Below are 24044 nucleotides of genomic sequence, written 5' to 3'. Positions count from 1 at the left end.
CATCCATCCGAGGAGTTGCAGTGCCACACACGAACGGGACCGAATCGGACTCGACACCAGTCGAATTCACCCTCGATCGAGCGGCGAGCATCGTCGCCGCCGCGATACCCGACCGCGAGATGATCGTGCAGGGCGACCGCAGGTTCACCTTCGCACAGGTCGACGAGCGCGCCCGACGCTTCGCGTCGTTCCTGCATTCGCAGGGACTCGGCTGTCACACCGAGCGCGCCGACCTCGCCCCGCACGAGGTCGGGCAGGATCTGTTGGGATGTCTGGCCTACAACGGCAACGAGTACATCGAGGGACTGCTCGGCGCGTTCCGCGCCCGGGTCGCGCCGTTCAACGTCAACTATCGCTACACCGGCAGCGAACTCGCTCAGCTTCTCGCCAACTCGGAGGCGACGGCGTTGGTCTATCACGCGGCGTTCGCCCCGACGGTCGCGGCGGTGCGGTCGAGCCTGCCGTCGCTGCGCGTGTTGATCCAGATCGCCGACGGCTCGGGCAACGAACTGCTCGACGGCGCCGTCGACTACGAGACCGTGCTTGCCGGAAGTTCCCCCGAACCGCTGCCGATACGATCCACCCCCGACGACCTGTACGTCCTCTACACCGGCGGCACGACCGGCATGCCCAAGGGTGTGCTGTGGCGTCAGCACGACATCCTCATGGCCGGCTGCGGCGGCAGGAACATCTACAACGGAGAACTCGTCGACTCCTACGAGCGCATCGCCGCGAACGCGGTCGCGAATCCGGGGCTGCGGATGATGATCCTGCCGCCGCTGATGCACGGGGCCGCGCAGTGGGCCGCGTTGACCGCGGCCCTCACCGGACAGACGGTGATCTTCTCGACGGTGCCGGATCATCTGGACGGTCCCGAGGTGGTCCGCACGATCGAACGGGAGAAGGTCGCCGTCGTGACCGTGGTCGGCGACGCGATGGCACGACCGCTCGCCGCCGCGATCGAGGACGGCGACGCCGACGTGTCGTCGCTGGTCCTCGTGGGGAACGGGGGCGCGGTGCTGAGTCCGACCGCCAAGGAACGTCTCATCGCGGCGATGCCGGGCGTCGTGGTGCTCGACGGCGTCGGGTCGTCCGAAACCGGCGCGCAGATGCAGCACACGTCCATGACCGGTGCCGTGGCGACGGGCACGTTCCGCGGCGGCCCCGACACCTGCGTCGTCGCCGAGGATCTCGACGGTGTCCTCGAGCCCGGCCACGACGGCATCGGCTGGCTCGCGCAGCGGGGGTTCGCACCGCTGGGTTACAAGGGCGATGCCGCCAAGACGGCGGCGACCTTCCCCGTCATCGGGTCGATCCGGTACGCCCTGCCGGGTGATCGTGCCCGTCACCTGGCGGACGGCAGCATCGAACTTCTCGGCCGCGACTCGGCGACCATCAACTCCGGCGGGGAGAAGATCTTCGCCGAGGAGGTCGAACTCGCGATCGTCTCCCATCCCGACGTCGTCGACGTCGTGGTCGCGGCGCGCCCGAGTGAACGGTGGGGACAAGAGGTGGTCGCGATCGTCGTACCCGCCGAGGACGCCGAACTCGACGCCGCCGGCGTCATCGAGCACGCCGCGCGGTCGATCGCCCGGTACAAGTTGCCGAAGGCCGTCGTGTTCCGTTCCGAGATCGCCCGCAGCCCGGCCGGGAAGGCCGACTACCGGTGGGCGCGCGCACAGGCGGTGGCGGACGATGCGCGCACCGTCGACGACACGAACACCGCACGAGAGTCGGTGAGGTAGCGCGCTTCCCGCCCACATCCGGGCTGTCGTGGTCACAATGATCCGGACACGCGGCAGCGCCGGAGGGAGTGTGCATGGACATCGCCGAGGTGATGGACACGGTCGGCTCGGTCATCGACGTGGTCGGGGTGGCCGTCATCGTCGTCGGTGCACTCGTGTCCAGCTGGATCGCGTACGACACCCGCCGGCGCACACCCCGAGCACCGATCTACGTCGCGTATCGCCGCAATCTGGGCCGGTCGATCCTGCTGGGTCTCGAATTCCTGGTGGCGGCCGACATCATCAAGACCGTCGCCGTCACCCCCACCTTCACGTCCGTCGGGGTGCTGGCGATCATCGTGCTGATCCGCACGTTCCTGAGCTGGTCCCTGCAACTCGAGATCGACGGCCGCTGGCCGTGGCAGAAACCCGTCTCGGACGATGCCGCGGGCCCGAGGACCCCGCTATCGTCGTGAGACTCCCTACAGGCCGACGGCCTTCGCCATCTCGTCGCGCGGTGCGGGACGGCCCGTGAACTGTTCGACCTGACCGAACGCCTGGTGCAGCAGCATGTACAAGCCGGACACGACGACGCTGCCCCGGGCCTGCGCCGCCGACGCGAGCGGCGTGGGCCACGGGTCGTAGATCGCGTCGAGGATGAACGGGGCGCGCGCCAGAACGTCGGCGAACGGTGCGGCGCCCGCGGCCGGGACGGTCGACACCAGGGCCCCCGCCTCGGCACACACGTCGCCGAGGCCCGGATCGTCGAATGCGACCCACCGCGGCGTGACCCCGACGGCTTCGGCGCAGTCGAACGTCTCGGTGGCGCGAGCCTCCGACCGGGCGACGACGGTGATCTCCCGAACGCCGAGGGACGCCAGTCCGACGATGGCCGGCCGGGACGTTCCGCCGTTGCCGACGACGACAGCGGAACGGCCGGTGAGGTCGGTGACGCCGATCGTGCCGAGCGCGCCGGTCACGCCGTCGACGTCGGTGCAGTCGGCACGCCAACCGCTCTGGGTGCGGACGAGGGTGTTCGCCGAGCCGATGGTCACCGCTCGGTCGGTGCGTTCGTCGGCGTAGGCCAATGCCGCGAACTTCCCGGGCATCGTGACCGACAGGCCGACCCATTCCGGGCCCAGCGAGTCGACGAATGCGGGAAGCTGCTCGCCGGTGCACTCGATCCGGTCGTACGTCCAGTCGGTCAGGCCCAGGGCCCGGTAGGCGGCCAGGTGCAGCAGCGGCGACTTCGAATGCTGGATCGGGCTGCCGAGGACCGCGGCCTTGCGCGCACCGGTCGGGTTGTCATCTACCACTGTCGAGAATTCCGCTTTCCAAGGCTCGTTCGGTGTTCACGAGGTGCTCCTCGTAGTTGTCGGCGAACAGGGTCGTGCCCTGCGCGTCGATGGTCACGAAGTAGATCCAGTCGCCCGGCTCCGGGTTCTCCACGGCCTGCAACGCACCGATGCTCGGCGACGAGATCGGCGTCGCCGGCAGGCCGGGGCTCGCGTAGGTGTTCCACGGAGTCACCCGTTCCCGGTCCGCATCGGTCGTGGCCAGTTCGGTTTCGTCGAGCGAGTAGTTGACCGTCGAGTCGAACTGCAACGGCATGTCGATCGCGAGTCGGTTGAGGATCACTCGCGCGACCTTCGTGAAATCCGGAGGGAGCGCTTCACGTTCGACGAGGGACGCCGCGACGAGCAGTTCGTAGGGCGACAGACCGGCCTTGGCGGCGGCCTCGGCGATCCCCGTGCGGTCGTACTGCTCGGCGCTGGCCGACACGAGCTTGGCGAGCACCTCGGTGGCGCTGGCGGACGGATCGAAATCCCAGCTTCCCGCCGCGATGAGCCCTTCGAGCTGCCGATCACGGTCCGGCACACCGGTGACCGCCTGGCGTGCCCACGCGGGAACTCCGAGCGCGGCGAGATCGGTGCTCGCCCCGGCCTGGTTGAGTTCGTCGTAGGTCAGGCAGTGGGAGGTGCCGCTGTCCTCGTAGCAACTCGCTTCCGCGATCAGCGTGTAGATCCCCTTGCGGACCGCGCCCGTGTTGACGTCGCGAATGTCGTGCAGCTGGCGGCCTTCGGACACGACCAGCGCACCGACCCGGGAAGTCGGATCGACGAGTTCGGCGACGGCCTCGACAGCCGGGAGGTTCGTCGCGAGGGCGTAGAAGCCCGGTTGCAGCGAGTTCATCCCGGTGTTCTGCACGGCAGCATTGAAGAACGCGGACGCGCTGGCGACGACGCCCTTCTCGGCGAGTTCGACGGCGATGTCGTCGGCGGTTTCACCCGAGCGGACCTGCACGATGACGGCCGGACCGGCGGGGCCGGTGAAGTCCGGGGGCAGGTCGGGACCGACGATCTTCTTGTACACGAAGAAGCCGCCGCCGACGGCGAGGACGAGCAGCAGCGCCACGGCGAGCGAACCGATGACCCGCCCGCGCTTCTTCCGTGCGCCGGCCTCCCGTTCGTGTGCGCGCCGCGCCGGGGACACGCCCACCGCGGCCGGTTCGGCGCGCTCGGCGTCGGGCCACGGTGTGGGTTCGTTTTCGTAGGGTGCGGCGTAGGGGTCCTCATCGGCATAGCGGGCTTCCTCGCCGGCACTGTCTCCCCGGCCGTAGACCTCGGCGCGATCGGCATAGCGATAGCCGCCGACGTACTCGTCGTCGTCGTAGCCGTCGCCCCTGTAGTCGTAGGCGTACCCGTCACCGCTGTAGTCGGCCTCGGCGGTGCCGACCTGATAACCACCGTCGGCGGCGCCGACCTGATAACCACCGTCGGCGGTGCCGACCTGATAGCCACCGTCGGCCGAACCGACCGCATAACCACCGTCGGAGGTACCGAACGCGTAACCACCCTCAGAGGCGTAGCCGCCATCGGCGGCGCCGACCTGATAACCACCGTCGGCAGCGCCGACCTGATAACCACCGTCGGCGCCGACCTGGTAACCAGCGTCGGCGCTCCCGGTGCTCGGCGGCGGGCCGTCGAACACACCCTCCTCGAAGTGCAGAACCGTCGTCGGTTCGTCGTCGGGGCGTGTTTTCGGTCGGAGCTCCTGCTCCGGCTCCGAGCGGATTCTGTCGAAGGCGCCACCGACCTTCCGGCGACCGTCCACGGGTTCTTCCCCGAAACCGTCACCGAAGAAATGCTGCTGTGTTGCCTCGTTGTCGTCGTCGGACCGTCCGGTCACCGGCCACCCCCCTGGTCGCCGTCCTCGGCCACGTTCAAAGCTGCACTCCGCTCGTCCAACCAACCCTGCAAGATGGCGACGGCCGCGGCCTGGTCGATGACCGGCCGTGCACCGCGCGCGCTGACTCCGCTTTCGCGGAGGGCTCGCGCCGCAGTGACCGTGGTGAAGCGTTCGTCGGCCATCCGTACGGGAACGTCGGGAAGTTGCCGCCGAAGCCGGCGCGCGAAGTCGCTCGCCAGTTTCGCAGCCTTGCCGGGCTCACCGCGCAGCGTCTGCGGCAGACCGACGATAACCTCAACGGCTTCGTATTCCATAACGATTTGGATAATGCGCCGGATGTCGGGCGCGTCGGGCCCGCGGTCCTTGGACCGCGGGACCGTCTCCACCGGAGTCGCGAGGATGCAGTCGGGGTCGCTCGAGGCGACCCCGATCCGGACGCTGCCCACATCGATGCCGATGCGGCGGCCGCGTCCGGGGTCGTCGTCGCCCGGGCGATCCGGGCCGGCGACTGCCGCCACGGTCAGCCGGCCAGCTCGCGCAGTCGCGCCCGGAATGCTTCGAGCGCCGCGGGGATTCCGGAGGCATCCGAACCCGAGCCCTGGGCCATGTCCGGCTTGCCGCCGCCGCGGCCGCCGATCGCCGGTCCGAAGCTCGACACCAGCTCGCCGGCCTTGATGCCCTTCTCCTGGGCCGCCTTGGTGGTGGCGACCACGAACGGAACCTTGCCGTCGGCGCTGCCGAGCAGCAGCACGACAGCGGGTTCGCTGCCGAGGCGACCACGCACGTCCGTGGCGAGGCTGCGCAGGTCGTTGCCCGCGACGCCCTCGGGTGCCGCTTCGGCGATGACAAGGACATCGCCGATCCTCTGGGCCTTCTCGGCGAAGGTGCCGGCCGACGCGAGGACCGCGGCGGCGCGGGTCTTCTCGAGTTCCTTCTCGGCGACCTTGAGACGCTCGATGAGCGATTCGACGCGGCCGGGCACTTCTTCGGACGGCACCTTCAGGGTCGAGGACAGACCGGCGAGCAGTGCGCGTTCCTTCGCGAGGTGCCGGTAGGAATCGAGACCGACGTAGGCCTCGACGCGACGGACGCCGGAGCCGACGGACTGCTCCCCGAGGAGGGTGACGGTGCCGACGTGCGACGAGTGCTGCACGTGGGTGCCACCGCACAGTTCCATCGAGAACGGTCCGCCGATCTCGACGACGCGCACTTCGTCGCCGTAGTTCTCGCCGAACAGCGCCATCGCGCCCATCTTCTTGGCCTTGTCCAGGTCGGTGACGAAGGTGTTCACCGGGAAGTTCGCGGCCACGGCCTCGTTGGTGACGGCCTCGATGTCCTGCTTCTGCTGCTCCGACAGGGCGCCCGGCCAGGAGAAGTCGAAGCGCAGGTAGCCGGGCTTGTTCAGCGAGCCGGCCTGCACGGCGTTGGGGCCGAGAACCTGCCGCAGCGCGGCGTGCACCAGGTGCGTGCCGGAGTGGCCCTGGGTGGCACCCTTCCGCCAATCGGGGTCGACCTGCACGAGGACGGTGTCGCCCTCGGTGACCTGACCTTCGAGCACCGTGACCTTGTGCACCCACAGCTGCTTCGCGATCTTCTGCACGTCGTTGACCTTGATGCGCAGTCCGGTCGCGGTAATGGTGCCGATGTCGGCGATCTGGCCGCCGGCTTCGGCGTAGAGCGGGCTGCGGTCGAGGATCAGCTCGACGTCCTGGCCTGCCTGCGCGGCGTGGAGGCGTTCGCCGCCGGTGATGACGGCGAGCACGTTCGCCTCGGACACCAGTTCGGAGAAGCCGGTGAACTCGGTGGGTCCGCGGTCGAGCAGTTCCTTGTACACGGTGAGGTCGGCGTGCGCGTGCTTGCGGGCACGGGCGTCGTCCTTGGCGCGCTGGCGCTGCTCGGCCATGAGCGACCGGAAGCCCTCTTCGTCGACGGACAGGCCGGCCTCGGACGCCATCTCCAGCGTCAGGTCGATCGGGAAGCCGTAGGTGTCGTGCAGCGTGAACGCCTCGGCCCCGCCGAGCACGGTCCGACCTTCGGACTTGACCGCCTCGACGGCACCCTCGAACAGCTTCGAGCCGGTGTCGAGGGTCTTGAGGAACGCCGTCTCCTCACCGACCGCGACCGTTTCGATACGCGAGAAGTCGGTGGCCAGCTCCGGGTAGGACGGGGCCATCGTGTCGCGCACGACAGCCATGAACTGCGCCATCGTCGGGGCGGTCGCGCCGAGCAGGCGCGCCGAGCGCACGATGCGGCGCAGCAGCCGGCGCAGCACGTAGCCGCGGCCGTCGTTGCCGGGGTTGACGCCGTCGACGATGAGCATCGCGGCGGTACGAGCGTGGTCGGCGATGACCCGGAATCGCACGTCGGAGGCGTGCTCGGCGCCGTAGCGGCTGCCGGTCAGTTCCTCTGCCTTGTCGATGACGGGACGGAGCAGATCGGTCTCGTAGACGTTCTCGACGCCCTGCAGCAGGAAGGCGACGCGCTCGACGCCCATGCCGGTGTCGATGTTCTTCTTCGGCAGCGGCCCGAGGATCGGGTAGTCCTCCTTGGCACCGCCCTCGCCGCGCTCGTTCTGCATGAACACGAGATTCCAGATCTCGATGTAGCGGTCCTCGTCGGCTTCCGGGCCGCCCTCGACACCGTATTCCGGGCCGCGGTCGTAGAAGATCTCCGAGCACGGACCGCACGGGCCGGGGATGCCCATGGACCAGTAGTTGTCCTTCATGCCGCGCCGCTGGATGCGTTCCTCGGGCACACCGACCTCGTCGCGCCAGATACCGAACGCCTCGTCGTCGTCGAGGTACACCGTGGCCCAGAGCTTCTCCGGGTCGATGCCGTAGCCGCCCTCCTCGACGGACCCGGTGAGCAACGACCAGGCGTGCTTGATCGCCTCGCGCTTGAAGTAGTCGCCGAAGGAGAAGTTGCCCGCCATCTGGAAGAACGTGTTGTGGCGGGTGGTGATGCCCACCTCTTCGATGTCGAGGGTGCGCACACACTTCTGCACCGACGTGGCCCGCGGGAACGGCGGGGTCTGCTGACCGAGGAAGTACGGGACGAAGGGGACCATGCCCGCGTTGACGAACAGCAGATTCGGGTCGGCGAGGATCAGCGAGGCGCTGGGCACTTCGGTGTGGCCGGCCTTCACGAAGTGGTCGAGAAAGCGCCTGCGGATCTCGTGGGTCTGCACGTCATGGTCCTTCGGGGTCTGGCGGTGTGGTGTGTGCCCGCGGTAGGGCTGCCGACTCCGACGAATCGGCCATCGTTCAGCTTATCGCGACTTCCGAAGGCGGCGTCGGTCCCCTCACCGGGACCGCCTTTTCCACGGTGAGGCCGGCTCTCTATCCTTTCGGGCAAGAGAGACATAACGGACTCTCGGTGCCGAAGATTGGAGCATCAGTGTCTGGACAGAACGCGCACGGCACGGACACGTGTGACACGGACAGGGGGGTCGCCGAGCGGGCCCGCACCCTCGCGGACGCACTCGCCGCCTCGCTCGACACGTTGTTCGACCACATCGAGACGACCCGGCGCATCCCGGAGCAGGAACTGCAGCGGCTCACCGAGATCGTGGCCGGCTGGAACGACACCGTAGCGCAGCTCGACGTCGCCGCCCGGCCCGCGGGCGTGACCGCCCTCTAGCCACGCACGATGCGCCGCAGCTTCGGCACCCGCGCTCCCAGTTCCCGTTCCGCGCCGTGCGCGGTGGGCTTGTAGTAGTCCACGCCCACGAGTTCGTCCGGCGGATACTGCTGCGCCAGGACCCCGTCGGGATGATCGTGCGGATAGCGGTAGCCGATCGCGTTGCCCAGCCCCTGCGCCCCCTTGTAGTGGCCGTCGCGCAGGTGCGGCGGCACCGGCCCGGCCCGGCCAGCCTTCACATCCGCGATCGCCGCGCCGAGCGCCGCGGTCACGGCCCCAGACTTCGGTGCCGTCGCGATGTGGATCGTGGCCTGCGCCAGGGCGAGCTGCGCCTCGGGCATTCCGACCTGCTGCACGACCTGCGCGGCAGCGACCGCGGTCTGCAGGGCGGTCGGATCCGCCATACCCACCTCTTCACTCGCCTGGATCATCAGCCGCCGCGCGATGAACCGGGGGTCCTCCCCCGCGACGATCATCCGCGCCAGATAGTGCAGTGCCGCGTCGACGTCCGAGCCGCGCAGCGACTTGATGAAGGCGCTGGCCACGTCGTAGTGCTGGTCGCCGTCGCGGTCGTAGCGGACCGCGGCCTTGTCGATGCTCGATTCGACGGTCGGCAGATCGATGACCGCGTCGCCGCCGGCAGCCCGATCCACCGCCGTCTCGGCCGACGCCTCGAGTGCCGTCAGCGCCCGCCGAGCGTCACCGCCGGCGAGCCGCACCAGGTGATCGAGCGCATCGTCGGTGATCGCGACCGTGTCGGCGAGCCCGCGCGGATCGGTGCGGGCCCGTTCGAGCAGGGCGCGGATGTCCTCGGGCGAGAGCGGCTGCAACTGCAGCACCAGCGACCGCGACAGCAGCGGCGCGACCACGGAGAACAACGGGTTCTCGGTGGTGGCCGCGACGAGCAGCACGATGCGGTTCTCGACGGCGGCCAGCAGGGCGTCCTGCTGGGTCTTCGAGAACCGGTGGACCTCGTCGATGAACAGCACGGTCTGCTCGCCCTGGGCAAGCCGACGCCTCGCGAGTTCGATCACGCCGCGCACGTCCTTGACGCCGGCGGAGAGCGCGGACAACGCCTCGAATCTGCGGCCGGTGGCCCCGGAGATCAGCGAGGCGAGCGTGGTCTTGCCGGTGCCGGGCGGCCCGTAGAGCACGACGGACGCCGCGCCCGAACCCTCCACCAGCCGTCGCAGCGGCGCCCCCGGCGCGAGCAGGTGCTGTTGCCCGACGACCTCGTCGAGACTGCGCGGGCGCATCCGGGCCGCGAGCGGTGCGCCCGGGCCGCTGGGCCCGAGGTTCGCGCGGCGGATCGACGGCTCGGGTTCCGGTTCCGGCGCCGTCGGCGCCTCGAACAGGGCATCCGGAGAAGCGGCAGGATCGTCCGCCCCGAAAAGATCACTCACGCCCACGACGCTACAAGGCCCGGCGGACACGCGGCACGGGCCGCCACCGCGCGTGAACATCGGGGATACCCGTGTGTCGGTCTTTACCTCGACCCGAGGGTGTGGTCGGATCGGCCGGTGCCCCCTACTTCGCCAGGCCCGCGGGTTCCCAGGCGGGTCGTGCTGCGTTCCGGCGCGATCGCCGTCGGCGTCGCCGCCTTCGGGACGTCCGTTCCCGCGTCGGCAGTCCCGGCCGCGTTCGCGCACGGCATCGCCTCCGGAGATCCGCTTCCCGACCGGGTGATCCTGTGGACCCGGGTCACCCCGTCCCCCGAGGCGACGCCCGGCTCCGGGCTGGGCCCGGACACCGCGGTGCGCTGGGAAGTCGCGTCCGACGAGAGTTTTCGCGAGGTGACCGCGTCCGGCACGGTCACCGCGACCGCGGCGGACGACCACACCGTGAAGGTCGACGCGACCGGTCTCGACCCGGACACCACCTATTTCTATCGGTTCACCGTGCTCGGATCCGGTGCGGTCTCCCCGATCGGGCGGACCCGCACGGCACCCGCCGACGACACCAGCCCCGACCGGCTCCGGTTCGGTGTCGTCTCGTGCGCGAACTGGGAGGACGGCTACTTCTCCGCGTACCGGCACCTCGCGGCCCGCACGGATCTCGACGCGATCGTGCACCTCGGCGACTATCTGTACGAGTACGCGACCGGCGAGTTCGCGCCGCGCAGCGGGCCGGTGCGACGCCATGCGCCGCTGCACGAGACCGTCACGCTCACCGACTACCGCATCCGGCACGGCGAGTACAAGACCGATCCGGACGTTCAGGCGCTGCACGCGCGGCTGCCGTGGATCGTCACGTGGGACGATCACGAATCCGCGGACAATGCCTGGTCCGGCGGCGCCGAGAACCACGAGCCCGCGATCGAAGGCTCCTGGGCCGATCGCATCGCCGCGTCCCGCCGCGCGTACCTGGAATGGATGCCGGTGCGGACCACGGGCGCGGACCCGCGATTGTATCGGCGGCTGCGGTTCGGTGACCTGGCGGAACTGTCGATGCTGGATCTGCGCAGCTACCGATCCGCGCAGGCCCACTTCGGTTCGGGCGTGCGGGCGGTCGACGACCCGGCCCGCACGATCACCGGTGCCGAGCAGATGGCCTGGCTGACCGCCGGGATCACCAGCTCCCCCACGCGCTGGCAGCTCGTCGGCAATCCGGTGATGTTCTCACCGCTGCTGGTGCCACCACTCGATGCGCACACGACGGCTGCGTTGACCGAGCTCCTGGGCGTCCCCTCGACCGGAGTTCCCGTCAACCTGGACCAGTGGGACGGATACGCCGCCGACCGCCGTCGGGTGCTCGACGCGATCACCGCGGCCGGGCGCCGCAACGTCGTGTTCCTCACCGGTGACATCCACACGTCGTGGGCGTGCGACGTCCCGGTCGATCCGGCCGCCTATCCGGCGGCGGGCACCGCCGCGACCGAACTGGTCGTCACGTCGGTGACCTCGCAGAACATCGACGATCTTCTCGGCATCCCGCCGCGCACGTCCTCTCCCGGCATCGAGTCGGCGATCCGCGAGCTCAACCGTCACGTGCGCTATGTGGAACTCGACTCGCACGGTTTCGCGGTCCTCGACGTCACGCCCGACGCCGTGCAGATGGACTGGATGTACGTGCTGGATCGGGCAGATCCGGCGACCCCTGCGCGGTACGGCGCGAGCATGCGGGTGGCCGCCGGGTCGGCTCGCGTCGAGCCGACGGCCCCACTGGGCGATGTCGTGCGCTGACGAGCGCCTGACGTACGCGCCCTGTCTAGACGTCCTCGCGACGACCCCGGATGCACGCCAACACGTCGTTCGCGTGCTCGGCGACGTCGTCGTGTCCGGTAGCGGCGGCGAAACCGGCGAGCAGCGACCACCGCGCCTCGAGCGCATCGAGCCGGTGCACCGACAGCTGGTGTGTCCGCACCGACGCGATCCGGGCGTGGTCCTCGGGGAGGTACAGCTCGGTGCTCAGCCACACGCAGGCGAGCTGCGCGTCGAGCAGACGCGTGACGAACACTTCGTCGAACGCCAGCTGCGGCCACATCGCCACGACCTCGGCGCGCCACGCGTCCGCCATCGCCCGGACCCGGTCGGGGGTCAGCGGTGCGGTGCACAGGCAGGCGGGGAACGAGGTGAGCGCGTAGGCGATGTCGAGGGTGGCGTCCCGGAAGCCGCCCCACTCGTAGTCGAGGAACTGCACGCCTTCGTCGCCGACGACGATGTTGTCGGGGCACAGCTCCGACGGGCTGAAGGCCCGGAACCGTCCGCCGGTGAACAGGTTGGCGGCCCGGTCCGCACGGTCGAGCACGGACTGCGGGACGGTGAGCCCGAAGTCGCGGGCGAGCAGGTCGGGCACCGCGCGGATGGCCTGCACCGCCTGCTGGGCCATCACGTCCGCACAATTGCCGATGTCGGCGCGGCGCAGCAGCGCGGCGAAGTCCTCTTCGCGGCCAACGGTCGCGGCGTGCATGCGGCCGAGGGCCTGCGCCAGGGCCATCAGGGTGTTGCCGACGGTGTCGGCGTCGCCGCTGCGCAGCAGCGAGGCGAGCGGGGTCGCGTCGCCGAGATCGCTGAGAACGAGCAGGCGGGTTTCGAAATCGTAGGCGAGCAGTTCGGCACCGGGCCGGTTGTCCTTCGCGAGGGCGGTCGCGAACTGGTAGGACACCGCCTCACGCAGGAACGCGACCTCCTCGTCGGTTTCGGCGCCGCGGAAGTCGACGTGTCCGATACCGCGGGTGCGCGGCAGTTGCTTGAGGACCAGGGTCCGGGGAAGCGAGAAGGGGTTGGCCGCGACTCGCACGCGGAGGACGGTGGAGAGGCCGCTGCCACCCAGGTCCACGGGGTCGGCGAGGGTCACCGGCGCACCGGTGCGCCGGGTGAGCAGCTTCTCCGCCGCCTGAACAACCTCTGAAATGGGGTCTGCCAATGTTGCAGTCATCGCCTCACAATCTACCTGGTGTGAGGCTCGGGCAGGTCCTGCAGAAGTCTCGATCCGACTAGGACCTAAGGTTCGAAGGACACGGAACGGACGCACGATTCCGCAGGTCCGTCACGGTCGACGCTCCGGCGGACGGAACGACGGATCCGGCCGGTCGAGGTCCGGATTGCCCGGGTCCGTGGCGTGTCGGCGCAGGACGTCGACACGCCACGGACCGGCAGGTCCCAGGGGGCACGGACCGGCAGGTTCCAGCGGTACGGCCCCGAGGTCCCGGCGCGGACCGGTCGCTTCTACTGGGCCGAGATCGCGGAATCGTCCTTCTTCGCCGCGTCTTTCTTCGGCTCGGGCTTGAAGTCCATGCCGGACTCCTTGCGCTGGGCCTCGCTGATCGGGGCGGGCGCGTCGGTCAGCGGGTCGACGCCGCCGCCGGACTTCGGGAACGCGATGACCTCGCGGATCGAGTCCACTCCGGCGAGCAGGGCCGTGATGCGGTCCCACCCGAACGCGATGCCACCGTGCGGCGGGGCGCCGTACTTGAAGGCGTCGAGCAGGAAGCCGAACTGCTCCTGCGCCTCCTCCTCCGAGATGCCCATGACCTTGAAGACGCGTTCCTGCACGTCGGGGCGGTGGATACGGATCGAGCCGCCACCGATCTCGTTGCCGTTGCAGACGATGTCGTAGGCGTAGGCCAGGGCTGAGCCGGGATCGGTGTCGAAGGTGTCGAGGAACTCGGGCTTCGGCGAGGTGAACGCGTGGTGCACCGCCGTCCACGCGGACGAGCCGAGCGCGACGTCGCCGGACGCGGTGGCATCGGCGGCGGGCTCGAACAGCGGCGCGTCGACGATCCACACGAACGCCCATGCCTTGGGGTCGATCAGGTCGAGCTTGCGGGCGATCTCGCCGCGCGCGGCGCCCAGCAGCGCGCGCATCGGCTTGGTGGCGCCGGCGGCGAAGAAGATACAGTCGCCGGGCTTCGCGCCGACGTGGTCGCAGAGGCCGGCGCGCTCGGCGTCGGTGAGGTTCTTCGCGACCGGACCGGAGAGTTCGCCGTCTTCGCCGACCAGGACGTAGGCCAGACCCTTCGCGCCGCGCTGCTTGGCCCATTCCTGCCAGGCGTCGAGCTGGCGGCGGGGCTGGCTCGCGCCGCCCGGCATGACGACGGCGCCGACGTACTCGGCCTGGAACACCCGGAAGGTGGTGTCCTTGAAGAAGTCCTTGCATTCGACCAGTTCGATGTCGAACCGCAGATCCGGCTTGTCGGAACCGAACCGGCGCATCGCCTCGGCGTAGGTCATGCGGGGGATCGGAGTCTGGAGTTCGAAGTCCACGAGCCGCCACAGGGCGTGCAGGATCTCCTCGGCCAGCAGGATCACGTCCTCCTGGGTCACGAAGGCCATCTCGACGTCGAGCTGGGTGAACTCGGGCTGGCGATCGGCGCGGAAGTCCTCGTCGCGGTAGCAGCGGGCGATCTGGTAGTACCGCTCGATGCCGCCGACCATGAGCAGCTGCTTGAACAGCTGCGGGCTCTGCGGGAGTGCGTAGAAGTTGCCGGGCTGCAGGCGCGCGGGCACGACGAAGTCGCGGGCGCCCTCGGGCGTGGAGCGCGTCAGCGTGGGCGTCTCGACCTCGACGAACGAGTGGTGCGCCAGGACCGCGCGGGCCGCGGCGTTGACCTTGCTGCGCAGGCGGATGGCCTTGCCCGGTCCTTCGCGACGCAGATCGAGGTAGCGGTACTTCAGGCGCGCTTCCTCACCGGCCTGGTCGTCGAGCTGGAACGGCAGCGGCGCAGCCTCGTTGAGCACCTCGAGCTTGGTCGCGTTGACCTCGATGGCACCGGTCGGAATGTCGAAGTTCTGGTTGCCGTCGGGCCGCACCTCGACCACACCGGTGACCTTGACGCAGAACTCGGCGCGCAGGCGGTGGGCCTGTTCGAGAACCGCGGCGTCGCGGAAGACGACCTGGGAGACACCGGATGCGTCACGCAGGTCGATGAAGATCACCCCGCCGTGGTCGCGCCGCCGGGCAACCCAACCGGTGAGGGTGACGGACTGCTCGGCGTGCTCGGCTCGCAACGAGCCGGCGAGATGGGTGCGCAGCACGGAATTCCTTTCGAAATGATCAACGAGGTTCTTCGTCGGCTGTAATCCTACGAAAGACACGAGGGCGACGAGGACACCCGTACCCGATTCGACGTGCCAAGCTTGTGCGGCTGTAGCACCTGCAACAAGAAGGCGATGCGATGACGTTCAACGACGGGGCACGGATCGAGGCGGGCCGGGTCCGCCAGGGCGGCGGCGGACGCGGCGGCAAGATCGCCGTCGGCGGCGGCGTGGGCGGCATCCTCGTGCTGATCCTGGCGCTGCTGTTCGGTGGAGATCCCGGCTCGCTGCTCGGATCGGGCACGGTCGATCCGAACACCCAGGCCGGGGCCGGGACCCTGGAGGGCTGCGAGACCGGTGCCGACGCCAACGAGGATGTGGACTGCCGGGTCGCCGCGACCGTGGGCAGCCTCGATCTGGTGTGGGAATCGCAGCTGCAGGCGCAGACGGGCGTGCGCTACGTGCGTCCCGAGGTCGAGATCTTCTCCGGCGCGACATCCACCGGGTGCGGCAACGCCACCAGCGACGTCGGCCCGTTCTACTGCCCGGCCGACCAGACCGCGTACTTCGACACCAGCTTCTTCCAGGAGCTCGTGACCCGCTTCGGATCGAGCGGGGGCCCGCTGGCGCAGGAGTACGTCGTCGCCCACGAGTTCGGACACCATCTGCAGACGCAGCTCGGCGATATCGGCCGCGCGCAGGCCGACCCGCGCGGCCCCGAGTCCGGTGCGGTGCGCACGGAACTGCAGGCCGACTGCTACGCAGGCGTGTGGGCGTACCACGCGGACAAGATGGCGGACCCGAACACCGGTCAGCCCTTCCTCGTCCCGCTCACCAACGACGACGTCCGTGACGCGCTCTCCGCGGCCTCGGCGGTCGGCGACGACCGCATCCAGGCGGCCGCGACGGGTCGGGTGAATCCGGAGGGCTGGACGCACGGTTCGTCGGAGCAGCGTCAGAAGTGGTTCCTCGCCGGTTACCGCACCGGCCAGGTCGCTGCGTGTGACACCTACTCGGCGTCGGACCTCGACAATCCGCCGGCGCTGCGCTGACCTGCCGTACGCCGCAACAACGAAGCCGGGTGCTCGAACGAGCATCCGGCTCTTGCGTTTTCGGGACCGTTTCGACGCTTTCCCACGAATCGTTCGGAGAGGTCGGAAGATCACTTTCCACTATCCTGGAAGATCAGTTTCGTCCTGCCGGGAAGTTCGGTTTCCGAATGCAGAAGATCAATTACGGTCGAATCACGATCGGAATTACACGAATGGCATTTGTCCCTGAACGAACCGCGACGTCCGTGCGGAATCCGACAAAATGCTCGGAAGCAATCTCTTGCCGGAAAACAAAAGAGACCTGCAGGTACATACCTGCAGGTCTCTGATGCGCTAAGACTACTGGCTGCTCAGGCCCGAGAAGAAGTCGAGGGCACCGAACAGGTCGGCGGCGTTGCTGAAGATGTCGGCCAGCGTGGCGAGATCGAGCACGGGTAACTCCTAATTGTGATCTTGTATTTCAGTGACGCCGTCGTGCGCCGCATCAATTGTTACCTCGATCCCGCATTGTGCGCAATTCGGAGACATTTGCGAAAACTCGGACACGATTCGATTAATTATGATTGCGATCACATTTTGTGGCCGATTGCGGCAGGCCCGGCGTAACCTTCGCCTTTTTCTACCCGACTTCCCGGCGCAGCAGCGCGGCCGCGCGAGCGTCGGCCGCGACCAGCGTCACCTGCTCGAGCGCGGTGTGCACCTCGGTGAGAGCGGCGACGGCGTGGCGCACCGCGTCGTCGATCGGCCAGCCCGCGGCACCGCCGGCGATCAGCGGAAAGGCGACCGTCCGGGCGCCCACCGCTTCGGCGGCCGCCAGGCTTCGCGTATACGCCGCGCGCAGCTGCGCAGTGCGATCCTCGGAGTGCGAATAGCGCGGACCCACCGTGTGGACGATCCACGTCGCCGGGAGGTTGCCGGCAGTCGTCGCCACGGCGGCACCCACGCTCAGCCCGTGCGGCAGGGTGGTTGCGCGCAACGTGTCGCAGGCTGCGCGGATCGCCGGTCCACCGGCCCGGTGCACGGCCCGATCCACGCCGCCGTCACCGCTGAAATTCGGGTCGGTCGGATTCACGAGGGCGTCGACGCGCAGGGTTGTGATGTCTCCCTGCACCACCCTGATCCGGCGCCGCGGATCGGTTCCCCGCGGGCCGCCGTTCACAGTGTCCAGCGCGAGCCGGATCAGGTCGTCGGCGGTGTGGCCCGGCCAGCCGTGCAGCATGCGACGCCACCGTGCCGGGATCGCCGCGGCGCCCCATCGCGCTCCGAGCAGCCCACCCGCGATCGCGGCGGTGGTGTCGGTGTCGCCGCCCGCCCGCACCGCGGCCTCGAGCGCGCCGCGCAGGTGCTCCTCGCCGGCACCGGAGGTGGTGGTGATCGCCCACCACGCGGTCTGCAGGGCGTGCACGACCCAGCCGTTGTTGGCGAAGTCGGCGGGCGTGCCGCGTTCCGCCTCGTCGAGCAGCGGGCGCCAGAAGTCGGCGACCTCGGGTGACGCGATCTTCAGGAAGCCGCGCACACCGTCGAAGGTTCCGTACAGCACCGCGTGCCGGATGGCGTGGGACCACAGGCGGCACGCCTGTTCCGCGGTCGGATCGTCGTGCGTGAGCGCGCTGATCTGCGCGGCAGCTTCGAGGCATCCGGCCCCGTCGTCCAGATAGGCGAGCGCGACGGGAGCGGTACGCATGAGCGATCCGTTCCCGGCTTTGCGTCCGGTCAACGCCCGGGCATGCGCCTGCATGGTGGCGGCGTCGCCGGCGCGACGGCCCAGGACGTTGCGCGTCTGGTTGCCGACGTCCTTCGGGTTCGAGTCGTACCAGCGGACGAACTCCGCGGCGACCTCATCGAGGCCGCGGCCGCGACCGATGTCGACGCCGGTCGCGGCGACCGACGCGATCGCCAGGGCCATGGCGGTGTCGTCGGTCCACTCCCCCGGTTCCCACGCGAACGTGCCGCCGCCGATCATGTCGATCTTCGTGGCGGCCGAGGGGTAGGTGAATTCGTAACCGGCTCCGAGGGCGTCGCCTGCGGCGGTTCCGAGCAGCACCCCGACGGCCCGATCCTTCTGCTGTGCAGTCACATTCATTACAGCCTCCTCATTAGATCAAGATTGCGCTAAGTTTAGATCAGCATTGCGCTAATATGCAAACGTGAGTGAACCGAAGGATCGGGCGGGCAAGACCCTCGCCGACTACGACCGCCCCTCCGTCGCCGTCGATGTCGCGGTGCTGACCTGTCTGGACGGCGAGCTACGGGTCCTGGTCGTGGATCATCATCTCGGCGGTCGCGCTCTCCCCGGCACCTTCTTGCACCGCGGCGAGCGTCTCGTCGACGCCGCCGAGCGCGCACTCCGGGACAAGGCACACATCACCGGCCTGAAGTTCCACCAGCTGCGGATGTTCGACGATCCCGACCGCGACGAACGCGGCTGGGTGATCTCGATGGCGCACACCGCCGCGGTCCCCGTCACCGACCTGCCCGACGACGCGACACTACACGTCGTCCACGACGGCACGGTCGACGGCGATCTCGCGTTCGACCACGCCGACATGGTGCGGCTGGCCGTCGACGACCTGCGCGCACGCTACGCGGCACAGGTCGACCCCGATCGGCTGCTCGGCGAGGAGTTCACCGTGCTCGATCTGCGCCTGCTGTACGAGGCGATCTTCGACCGGCCGCTGCAGAAGGACTCGTTCCGCCGCCACGTCGTCGCGGCGCTCGACAGCACCGGACGGCTGTCGAATCCCGGCCACGGCCGGCCCGCCGAACTGTTCCGCCGACGCGGCGCCGCACAGCTTCCGGCGCAGGCCGCGGTCCTGCTCACCGGCTGAGTTTGCCCCGCGCGGTCCGCGGGTATCTGGCTCACGCCGAGCCGAGGAGGGCAGCACTGTGACACAAGCGGACGACAGCGGTCCGGGGACACGAGCCGACGACAAGGGTCCGGGCCACGAGCTCAGCGGCATCGTGGACGACCTGGAACGCAAGATAGAGCGTGAGCGCGACGAACGCGATGTTCCGGGGAGCAGGTCCGACCGGGAAGATGTCGAACCCGTCGAACCCGGGGACGAGGCACCCGACTGAGCCGTGAGCTCAGGGCCTCCGCGCCGCCGTGAACAGTGTTACGAGAATTGCGATGCCGCTGCCGACGATGCCCAGCCCCAGCAGGATTCGCACGACGAGCGGCCAGTCGAACGCGTCGGTCCCGAAATCGAACGGGAACACCTGCCAGATCCGCAGCAGCGCGACGAGACCGACCGCCGTGGTGGCGATGTCACCGAGCGCCTTAAGCCACCGCGGATCCCGCACCAGATACACCAGATTCGCCACGAGACCGACGACGATCGAGGCGTTGACCCATCCCAGCACCGCCGGTGTGTCCTCGGTGAGGAAGGGCACCACCTCCCAGCCGGGCCGGACGTTGATCGCGTACAGCATCGCGGCATCGATCAGCACCGCCACGACGTAACCCACGCGGCGAGCCGCGGCCGACCTGCTGCGATCGGATGTGTCGGATGGCGCACCCACCGAACCCCCTACCCGGACACCACCTGGGACGTCCCGCCGCCATCCCACAGTGCGCCTCCGTTCCACCGAAGGCAACAGGTGGTATCCACGGTCGTGACCAGGAAGACCCGACACCGAGAGCACCCGGCGAGGAAACGGCATCGTCCTCCGAGCGGGGCGGCTCCGCCACCAGCGCGGTACGTCGAGGATCCGACGCTGCCCCCGGCCTGGCTCGTCGACATCGACGGCACTCTCGCGCACATGAGCGACCGCAGTCCCTATCACTGGCACCGGGTGGGTGAGGACACCGTCTCCCCCGCCGTCGAGGCCGCGGTCAGAGCGTTCGCCGCCGCGCCCGACGGGTTCGCCGTCGTGCTGCTCTCGGGCCGCGACGGCGTCTGCCGTCCCGAGACCGAGGAGTGGCTCGCCCGGCACGAGATCCCGTACGACGAGCTGTACATGCGCGCGGCCGGTGACAATCGCAAGGATTCGATCGTCAAGGCCGAGTTGTTCGACGCCCACATCCGGCACCGCTACCGCATCGTCGCGGTCCTCGACGATCGCGATCAGGTGGTGCGCATGTGGCGGCGGATGGGCCTGGTGTGTTTTCAGGTCGCCGAGGGCAACTTCTGAACCGGCGCACCGTCGGTCAGGTCTCGCACCTGCGCGTAGCGCTCCCGCACATCCGGAGTCGGGTCGGCTTCGAAACGCCGGACCGCGCCCGGCTCCCAGGCCGGAGGCTCGTCACCGCCGCGCAGCGTCCAGGCGGCCTGCCGCGCCGCGCCGCGCGCGACGTACTCACCCGGTTCGGGGACGTCGACGGGCATACCGAGGACGGCGGGGGCGACTTCACACAGTGCCCGCGAGCGGGCTCCACCCCCGATCAGCAGCACCCGGCGCACGTGCGTGCCCTGCGCGACGATGTGGTCGATGCCCTCGGCGAGCGAGCAGAGCAGACCTTCGACGGCGGCACGCGCGAGATGCGCCGGGGTCGCGGTGGCCAGGTTCAGTCCGTGCAGGGCGCCCGTGGCGTCGGGCCGGTTCGGGGTCCGCTCCCCCTCGAGGTACGGGACCAGCACCAGGCCGCCGCTGCCCGGCGGGGCCGAGAGTGCCAGGCGGGAGAGTTCGGCGTGGTCGACGCCGAGCATCGTCGCCGTGGCGTCGAGAACTCGGGCACCGTTGAGCGTGCACACCAACGGCAGGTGCCGCCCGGTCGCATCGGCGAAGCCCGCGACGTAACCGTCGGCGTCCCGCGCGGGTGTCGGCGAGACAGCGGACACCACCCCCGAGGTGCCGATCGAGACGACGACGTCGCCCTCACGGACATCGAGCGCCAGGGCCGCGGCGGCGTTGTCACCGGCGCCCGGGCCGAGTACCGCGCCCGACAAGGTCCGCCCCACCTGCTCGGCCGGCCCGGCGACCCGCGGGAGAACCGGAGGACGGCGGCGCAGCGCCAGTTCGAGCAGATCGCGGCGGTAGGTGTCGGTTGCCGCGTCGAAATATCCGGTGCCGCTGGCATCGCTACGGTCGGTGACCAGAGCGTCGAGGGTCCGGTCGGTGCGCAGGGTCCAGGTGAGCCAGTCGTGCGGCAGGCACAGGGCAGCGGTGCGCCGTGCGTTGCCGGGTTCGTGGTCGGCGAGCCACCGCGCCTTCGCAACGGTGATCGCGGCGAGCGGAACCACGCCGACGGCGTCGGCCCACGTCGCGACGCCACCCAGTTCATCGACGAGATCCTGTGCAGCAGAAGATGATCGGGTGTCGTTCCACAGCAGCGCATCGCGCACGACGGCACCCTCGACGTCGAGGCACACCATGCCGTGCTGCTGCGCACCGACCGCGACGGCCGCGACGTCGTCGAGTCCCCCGGCCTCGGCACACGCCAGCTCGTAGGCCGACCGCCACGCCACCGGATCCACTTCGGTGCCGGACGGATGCGCCGCGCGGCCCTCGCGCACGACGGCACCGGTCTCGGCGTCGCACACGACGACCTTGCAGGACTGCGTGGACGAGTCGACTCCGGCGACGAGCACGGACGAGCCGACCCCCTCGACGGGGGTCACGCGACGCCCTCCTGCGCGGCGTCCCGCTCGGCACGGGTGGGCAGGTCGGCTCCGGCACGCGCGACAGTCAGCGCCGACGTCCACGCCGCCGTCCCGAGCACGTCGCGCAGGTCGTCGACCGTGATGGCACGCAACGCCTCCCGCCGGTCGGCACCGAGCAGGCCGCGGGTCCACAGTCCGTCGAGCAGTCCGGCGGTGAACGCATCGCCGGCACCGACGGTATCGGCCACCTCGACCTGTACCGCCGGGACCTCGACGACACCAGCCGCGCACACCGCCACGGCGCCTTCCGCGCCGCGGGTGACGACGACGATCGCCGGTCCGCGCGAGAGCCAGTCGCGTGCGGTGTCGAGTGGGTCGCGGTCGGGCGCGAACCAAGCGAGGTCCTCGTCGCTGGCCTTGACGACGTCGGCGAGCGCGACGAGGCGTTCGATGCGGGCCCGGCCCCGGGCGACATCGGAGATCAGCGCCGGCCGGATGTTCGGGTCGAAACTCACCGTGGATGCGCTCGACTGCTGCGCAACCAGTTCCGCGACGAGGTCGCAGCCCGGTTCCAGCACGACGGCGATGGACCCGGTGTGCACGAGGACGGCGTCGACCGTGGGCGGGGGTTCGACGGGATCCCAGGCGATGTCGAATTCGTAGTGGGCGGCGCCTCGGTCGTCGATAGTGGCCTGTGCGGTGGCGGTGCGTTCGGCGGCGGCACTGCCCGGGGTCAGGCTCACGCCGGATCCGGCAAGGTGGTCGATGATGCGGGTGCCCCGCGGATCGTCCGCGACCCGCGTCGTGAACCGCACCGCCCGGCCGAGACGTCCGAGTCCCACCGCGACGTTGAGCGGGCTTCCACCCACGTGTTCGACGGGTTCCTTCCCGTCCCGCTGCACGATGTCGACGAGCGCTTCTCCGACCACCAGCGCGTGCCCGTTCATCGGTGTTCTCCCGCAAGCTCTTCCAGCGTGGCCCGTGCACCGTCGCGGTGCAGGGTGTCGAGCGCCCCGGTGTAGGCGTCGACGAACCGGCGGTTGCCGGCGAGATCGCCGAACACCTCGGTGTTCTCGACGAACGCCGTGGGGTGCGACCGTTGCCGGCGCGCGAGGGGAACGAGCGTGTCGGCGAGCCGGTCGACCACCTCGATGGGTTGCCCGTGTTCGTCGACGCCCTCGGCGTAGCGGGCCCACGACGCGACGATGGCGGCGGACAGTCGCACGGGACCTCCCGCGGCCAGGTTCTCCCGAATCACCGGCACCAGCCATTTGGGGATCCGGTCGGACGATTCGGCACACAGCCGGGCGACGGTGTCGCGGATCTCGGGGTTGGCGAATCGTTCGATGAGCGTGCGATTGTAGTCGTCGAGATCGATACCCGGCACCGGTTTCAGTGTGGGTGTGGCCTCGCGGTCCATGTAGTCGCGGAGGAATCCGGCGATGAGCGGGTCCTGCGCGGCGTCGTGGACGAGCCGGTATCCCATCAGATACCCGAAATAGCCGAGCCCCTGGTGACCGGCGTTGAGCAGGCGCAGTTTCATCAGTTCGTAGGGCGCGACGTCGTCGACGACCTGCACCCCTGCCTTCTCGAAGGGGGGCCGGCCGTCCGCGAAATCCTCCTCGAGGACCCACGCGGCGAACGGTTCGGCGGCGACCGGCCAGCGGTCCTGCACGTCGAAGCGTTCGGACAGCGCCGTCACGACCTCGTCGGTCGTGACAGGGGTGATCCGGTCGACCATCGAGTTCGGGAACCGGACGTTGTCGGAGATCCACTGTGCCAGTTCGGGATCGACGAGCCGGGCGTAGGCGGTGAACACCCGCCGGGCGACGTCGCCGTTGCCTTCGATGTTGTCGCAGGACATCACCGTCGGCGCCCGCAGTCCACGGGCACGCCGACGGGCGAGAGCCTCGGTGACGAGCCCGAACACGGTGGCCGGCGGCTCGCCGGAGTCGAGGTCGCGCCGGACCGCGGGATCGTCGGCGTCGAATTCCCCGGTGTGGTGCCGAATGTTGTAGCCGCCCTCGGTGATGGTCAGCGAGACGATCCGCGTGGTCGGCGCCGCGAGGAGTTCGACGACGGCCTCGGGATCGTCGGGGGCGTAACGGTAGTCGACGATCGATCCGATCACCCGCGGCTCCCATCTGCCGTCCGGGTGCGTGAGGACGAGAGTGTAGAGACCGTCCTGCTCGTCGAGGGCCTCCTGCATCCGGCGGTCGCGCGGCATCACCCCGACGCCGCAGATGCCCCAGTCCTGCGCGAGCCCCTGCTCGAGGAGCCGGTCGACGTACATGGCCTGGTGGGCGCGGTGGAAGCCGCCGACACCGAAGTGCACGATGCCGACGGTGACGTCCTCGCGGCGATAACTCGGTACGGGTACCTGCAGGTGGGGCAGTGTCTGCCGGCTCACGCGCATGGTGG

Annotated in this window: 20 protein-coding genes and 1 pseudogene; 8 read left to right on the top strand and 13 right to left on the bottom strand. The window is 69.5% G+C overall.

Going from position 1 to position 24044, the window contains the following annotated elements:
- Positions 1 to 20 precede the first annotated feature (20 nt).
- Positions 21 to 1745, top strand: coding sequence for an acyl-CoA synthetase (locus tag ACWDTS_RS24425; protein ID WP_450119181.1), 1725 nt, complete (start codon positions 21 to 23; stop codon positions 1743 to 1745).
- A 74-nt stretch (positions 1746 to 1819) separates the two neighbouring features.
- Complete coding sequence (locus tag ACWDTS_RS24420) at positions 1820 to 2200, top strand: DUF1622 domain-containing protein (RefSeq protein ID WP_450110679.1); 381 nt, start codon at positions 1820 to 1822, stop codon at positions 2198 to 2200.
- Between the two features lie 6 nt (positions 2201 to 2206).
- Here the strand turns inward: ACWDTS_RS24420 and ACWDTS_RS24415 are convergent, their stop codons facing one another.
- Genes ACWDTS_RS24415 through alaS form a run of 4 tightly spaced genes read right to left on the bottom strand, consistent with a single transcriptional unit; the run spans position 2207 to position 8100 of the window.
- Entirely contained in the window at positions 2207 to 3040 is an 834-nt protein-coding gene (locus tag ACWDTS_RS24415) for a shikimate dehydrogenase (RefSeq protein WP_450110678.1), read from the bottom strand.
- Entirely contained in the window at positions 3030 to 4913 is a 1884-nt protein-coding gene (gene mltG / locus ACWDTS_RS24410; RefSeq protein WP_450119180.1) for an endolytic transglycosylase MltG, read from the bottom strand. Before mltG ends, ACWDTS_RS24415 begins: the two co-directional genes overlap by 11 nt.
- Positions 4910 to 5431 (bottom strand): Holliday junction resolvase RuvX, encoded by a 522-nt coding sequence (ruvX, locus tag ACWDTS_RS24405; protein WP_197255797.1) that lies wholly within the window; start codon positions 5429 to 5431, stop codon positions 4910 to 4912. Before ruvX ends, mltG begins: the two co-directional genes overlap by 4 nt.
- A gap of 2 nt (positions 5432 to 5433) precedes the next feature.
- Complete coding sequence (alaS, locus tag ACWDTS_RS24400) at positions 5434 to 8100, bottom strand: alanine--tRNA ligase (protein WP_197255799.1); 2667 nt, start codon at positions 8098 to 8100, stop codon at positions 5434 to 5436.
- Between the two features lie 209 nt (positions 8101 to 8309).
- Here alaS and ACWDTS_RS24395 point away from each other — a divergent pair, with 209 nt between their 5' ends.
- On the top strand, positions 8310 to 8552 hold the full coding sequence (locus tag ACWDTS_RS24395; RefSeq protein ID WP_197255801.1) for a hypothetical protein: 243 nt from the start codon (positions 8310 to 8312) through the stop codon (positions 8550 to 8552).
- Here the strand turns inward: ACWDTS_RS24395 and ACWDTS_RS24390 are convergent.
- Complete coding sequence (locus ACWDTS_RS24390; RefSeq protein WP_450119179.1) at positions 8549 to 9955, bottom strand: replication-associated recombination protein A; 1407 nt, start codon at positions 9953 to 9955, stop codon at positions 8549 to 8551. The genes ACWDTS_RS24395 and ACWDTS_RS24390 overlap by 4 nt on opposite strands.
- A 159-nt stretch (positions 9956 to 10114) precedes the next feature.
- Here ACWDTS_RS24390 and ACWDTS_RS24385 point away from each other — a divergent pair, with 159 nt between their 5' ends.
- The gene (locus tag ACWDTS_RS24385) at positions 10115 to 11734 is read left to right on the top strand and encodes an alkaline phosphatase D family protein (RefSeq protein WP_450119178.1); all 1620 of its coding nucleotides are present in this window, start codon (positions 10115 to 10117) and stop codon (positions 11732 to 11734) included.
- Between the two features lie 25 nt (positions 11735 to 11759).
- On the opposite strand, the gene ACWDTS_RS24380 is transcribed toward ACWDTS_RS24385, so the two are convergent.
- Both ACWDTS_RS24380 and aspS read right to left on the bottom strand, forming a co-directional pair.
- Complete coding sequence (locus ACWDTS_RS24380; protein WP_248674999.1) at positions 11760 to 12929, bottom strand: kinase; 1170 nt, start codon at positions 12927 to 12929, stop codon at positions 11760 to 11762.
- Between the two features lie 290 nt (positions 12930 to 13219).
- Positions 13220 to 15028 carry an aspartate--tRNA ligase gene (aspS, locus tag ACWDTS_RS24375; protein ID WP_248675000.1) on the bottom strand — a complete coding sequence of 603 codons (1809 nt, stop codon included), beginning with the start codon at positions 15026 to 15028 and terminating at the stop codon, positions 13220 to 13222.
- Between the two features lie 140 nt (positions 15029 to 15168).
- On the opposite strand from aspS, the gene ypfJ reads away from it, so the two are divergent.
- A complete protein-coding gene (ypfJ, locus tag ACWDTS_RS24370) occupies positions 15169 to 16080 on the top strand; it encodes a KPN_02809 family neutral zinc metallopeptidase (protein WP_197255809.1) in 912 nt (303 codons plus the stop codon).
- A 619-nt stretch (positions 16081 to 16699) separates the two neighbouring features.
- Here ypfJ and ACWDTS_RS24365 read toward each other — a convergent pair.
- Both ACWDTS_RS24365 and ACWDTS_RS24360 read right to left on the bottom strand, forming a co-directional pair.
- The gene (locus ACWDTS_RS24365) at positions 16700 to 17200 is read right to left on the bottom strand and encodes a macro domain-containing protein (RefSeq protein WP_248675025.1); all 501 of its coding nucleotides are present in this window, start codon (positions 17198 to 17200) and stop codon (positions 16700 to 16702) included.
- 21 nt (positions 17201 to 17221) lie between these two features.
- A pseudogene (locus ACWDTS_RS24360) lies at positions 17222 to 18163 on the bottom strand (ADP-ribosylglycohydrolase family protein); the annotation flags it as partial.
- A 64-nt stretch (positions 18164 to 18227) separates the two neighbouring features.
- Here ACWDTS_RS24360 and ACWDTS_RS24355 point away from each other — a divergent pair.
- Together ACWDTS_RS24355 and ACWDTS_RS24350 are read left to right on the top strand one after the other, a co-directional pair.
- On the top strand, positions 18228 to 18908 hold the full coding sequence (locus tag ACWDTS_RS24355; RefSeq protein WP_450119177.1) for an NUDIX hydrolase: 681 nt from the start codon (positions 18228 to 18230) through the stop codon (positions 18906 to 18908).
- A 58-nt stretch (positions 18909 to 18966) separates the two neighbouring features.
- A complete protein-coding gene (locus tag ACWDTS_RS24350; protein WP_197255815.1) occupies positions 18967 to 19158 on the top strand; it encodes a hypothetical protein in 192 nt (63 codons plus the stop codon).
- A 9-nt stretch (positions 19159 to 19167) separates the two neighbouring features.
- Here ACWDTS_RS24350 and ACWDTS_RS24345 read toward each other — a convergent pair whose 3' ends face one another.
- Entirely contained in the window at positions 19168 to 19548 is a 381-nt protein-coding gene (locus ACWDTS_RS24345) for a hypothetical protein (RefSeq protein WP_248675001.1), read from the bottom strand.
- A gap of 294 nt (positions 19549 to 19842) precedes the next feature.
- Between ACWDTS_RS24345 and ACWDTS_RS24340 the strand changes: the two genes are divergently transcribed.
- A complete protein-coding gene (locus ACWDTS_RS24340) occupies positions 19843 to 20214 on the top strand; it encodes a phosphatase domain-containing protein (protein ID WP_231611489.1) in 372 nt (123 codons plus the stop codon).
- Here the strand turns inward: ACWDTS_RS24340 and ACWDTS_RS24335 are convergent.
- The 3 genes from ACWDTS_RS24335 to ACWDTS_RS24325 are packed head-to-tail and all read right to left on the bottom strand — an operon-like array spanning position 20190 to position 24039.
- Complete coding sequence (locus ACWDTS_RS24335) at positions 20190 to 21641, bottom strand: xylulokinase (protein WP_450119176.1); 1452 nt, start codon at positions 21639 to 21641, stop codon at positions 20190 to 20192. The genes ACWDTS_RS24340 and ACWDTS_RS24335 overlap by 25 nt on opposite strands.
- Complete coding sequence (locus ACWDTS_RS24330; protein ID WP_450119175.1) at positions 21638 to 22570, bottom strand: carbohydrate kinase family protein; 933 nt, start codon at positions 22568 to 22570, stop codon at positions 21638 to 21640. Before ACWDTS_RS24330 ends, ACWDTS_RS24335 begins: the two co-directional genes overlap by 4 nt.
- Positions 22567 to 24039: a mannitol dehydrogenase family protein gene (locus ACWDTS_RS24325; protein WP_450119192.1), complete on the bottom strand. Its 1473-nt coding sequence runs from the start codon at positions 24037 to 24039 to the stop codon at positions 22567 to 22569. Before ACWDTS_RS24325 ends, ACWDTS_RS24330 begins: the two co-directional genes overlap by 4 nt.
- Between the last annotated feature and the right edge of the window lie 5 nt (positions 24040 to 24044).

The organism is Rhodococcus sp. NPDC003383 (genome assembly GCF_053589115.1).
The sequence above is the reverse complement of the archived record's forward strand: the minus strand, read 5'-3'. Positions and strand labels throughout refer to the sequence as shown.

Excerpts from the sequence above, each read along its gene's own strand:
- ACWDTS_RS24420 (WP_450110679.1), top strand. The coding sequence starts at position 1,820 with ATGGACATCGCCGAGGTGATGGACACGGTCGGCTCGGTCATCGACGTG.
- ACWDTS_RS24380 (WP_248674999.1), bottom strand. The coding sequence starts at position 12,929 with ATGACTGCAACATTGGCAGACCCCATTTCAGAGGTTGTTCAGGCGGCG.
- ypfJ (WP_197255809.1), top strand. The coding sequence starts at position 15,169 with ATGACGTTCAACGACGGGGCACGGATCGAGGCGGGCCGGGTCCGCCAG.
- ACWDTS_RS24340 (WP_231611489.1), top strand. The coding sequence starts at position 19,843 with ATGAGCGACCGCAGTCCCTATCACTGGCACCGGGTGGGTGAGGACACC.
- ACWDTS_RS24330 (WP_450119175.1), bottom strand. The coding sequence starts at position 22,570 with ATGAACGGGCACGCGCTGGTGGTCGGAGAAGCGCTCGTCGACATCGTG.
- ACWDTS_RS24325 (WP_450119192.1), bottom strand. The coding sequence starts at position 24,039 with ATGCGCGTGAGCCGGCAGACACTGCCCCACCTGCAGGTACCCGTACCG.